General features: G+C 70.5%; 3 protein-coding genes. All 3 read right to left on the bottom strand.

The features are described 5' to 3' along the window. Positions 1-7 precede the first annotated feature (7 nt). Positions 8-538 carry a DUF3035 domain-containing protein gene (locus tag HC022_RS25240; RefSeq protein ID WP_167454221.1) on the bottom strand — a complete coding sequence of 177 codons (531 nt, stop codon included), beginning with the start codon at positions 536-538 and terminating at the stop codon, positions 8-10. 53 nt (positions 539-591) lie between these two features. After that, complete coding sequence (gene lspA / locus HC022_RS25235; protein WP_008886085.1) at positions 592-1,080, bottom strand: signal peptidase II; 489 nt, start codon at positions 1,078-1,080, stop codon at positions 592-594. A gap of 70 nt (positions 1,081-1,150) precedes the next feature. Further along, the coding region (locus HC022_RS25230; protein ID WP_167454220.1) for a serine hydrolase at positions 1,151-1,955 on the bottom strand (805 nt) is incomplete at its 5' end.

Raw genomic sequence — 1,955 nt, 5'->3', positions numbered from 1 at the left:
GGAGGCGTTACTCTTCCCAGCCTTCCGGCGGTGCCGAGGGCGTCTGCGCGCCGGCGCGGCGGTAGGCGTCAAGCGCGGAGCGGCTGTCGAGCGATTGCTCCTCGTAGGCCTTGTTGTACTCGTCCTCGGGGAAGAGCTTGAACGAGAACAGCGACTTGCGCTTGCGGTACTCGAGATCGTCCGAGGCCAGCCGGGTGCGGATGCCGGGCTCGGTGCCGTAGCGGGTGGCGCGGTTGACCAGCGCCGCGTCGCCGCCCGAGGGGGTGCCGCCGGCGTTGACCCGCGCGGGGTTGCCGCCAAGGGCCGCGACCGCGTCGGCCTTCGGCGTCTGGTCGGTGCGGTTGGCGCTGCCCGGCGTGGGCGACGGCAGGGCGTTGTAGCTCTCGGGCTGCTGCAGGGGCTTGTTGGGAACGATGGCGAATTCGTTGGGCGTGCCGCTGTTGGTCTTCAGACGGTGCAGCCCGACGTCGCGCCCGACCGAAGAACAGCCCGCCAGCCCGATCAGCCCCATCATCAGCACACAGTGCGACAGCTTCATTGCCATTCTCCGGTTCTTGCTCGTTCCTGCTTTAACCCATGAACCGCGCGGCGTCACGAGCCCTTTTTCCCCGCTTTCGCGCCGGTTTGCCGGCCTGGCAACAGCACCAGACCCACGGCGCCGGCAAAGATCGCGATATCGGCGACGTTGAAGGCGAAGGGGTTATCGAGACCGCAGCAGGACATGTTGAGAAAGTCCGCCACGGCGCCATAAAGCAGCCGGTCGACCACGTTGCCGAGCGCGCCTCCGACGAGCAGCCCGCCCGCCACCAGCGCCGCCGGCCCCGGCGGATCGCGGCGCAGCCAGAGCAGCACGAAGAGCACGATGCCGAGCGCCACCGAGATCAGCACCCAGCGGGTGTTGTCGCCGCCGCCGAAGAGGCCGAAGTTGATGCCGTTGTTCCACGCCATGCGGAAGTTCAGGAACGGCGGCCACACGTCGATGGCGAGCTTGCGGTCAAGCTCCATCACGTGCACCACCAGCCACTTGCTGGCCTGGTCGATCAGAAAGGTGACCAGCGCCACCCAGGCCACTGTCCGCATGGTTCTGTCCCTGTCCTGTCCTGCCTCCGCCCCGCTCTACCTGCAACGGCGCGGCTTGGAAACCCATGGCTCATGGCAATGCTGTGAGCGCACGCAGGAAGGCGCCGAAATCGGCCACCGCTTCGGGCAGGGGAATCTCGGCCCCGTCGTTGACGGTCAGCGCCACGCACCAGTCCCGCCCGCGCACATCGCGCATCAGCGCCGTGAAGTTGAGCACGCCCGGCTCGGAGCCGCCCTTGTAGGCGATGCGCTGCCAGAGCGCCGGGTCGGGCGTCACCGGGCCCGGGTTCACCTGCATCAGCGGCAGCTCCGCGAGCGGCGCCCCCAGCGCGCAGAGCCGGTCAAGCGGCAGCGTCCACTCCACCCCCGGCACGAAGGGCCCGCCCACCCGCGCGGGCGCCGGAAGCTGCTCGGCCGCGCGCGCGGCAAGGGCAGGGCGCTCGGCCACCGGGGCGGCGAGCCACGCCTCGCGCAGCGCGGCATCGGCCTTCAGCCCGAAGAAGGAGCGGGTGGAAAGAAAGTCCTCCGGCGCGATCTCCAGCCGCGCCGCCACCCGCGCCGCGCCCAGCGTGTCGATCAGCAGGTCGGTGGCGGTGTTGTCGCTCTCGGCGATCATCGCCAGCGCGGCGCTGTGCAGGGTGACGGGCGCGCCTTCGGGAAAGTCCTGCATGCGCCCGGTGGGCAGCGAGCGGTGCCGGGGCGCCAGCCGCACCACATCGGCCCAGTCGCGCCGCCCGGCGGCGATGTCCTCGGCCAGCACCGAGAGCACGCCGATCTTGAAGGCCGAACCAACCGCCAGCGGCACGTCACTCTCCCGTGCCGCCAGCACCTCGCCGTCGCGCAGCGCCAGCCACGCGGTCTTGCGCCCGAGCCCC

Origin of the sequence: Salipiger sp. HF18 (assembly GCF_011806505.1) — a bacterium.
In the GTDB taxonomy this organism is placed as follows: Bacteria; Pseudomonadota; Alphaproteobacteria; order Rhodobacterales; family Rhodobacteraceae; genus Salipiger; species Salipiger thiooxidans.
Note: the sequence above shows the minus strand (reverse complement) of the source record. Positions and strands in the feature narration are given on the sequence as shown.

What these genes read in the sequence shown, in the direction of transcription:
- HC022_RS25240 (WP_167454221.1), bottom strand. Translation starts at nt 538, where the DNA reads ATGAAGCTGTCGCACTGTGTGCTGATGATGGGGCTGATCGGGCTGGCG.
- lspA (WP_008886085.1), bottom strand. Translation starts at nt 1,080, where the DNA reads ATGCGGACAGTGGCCTGGGTGGCGCTGGTCACCTTTCTGATCGACCAG.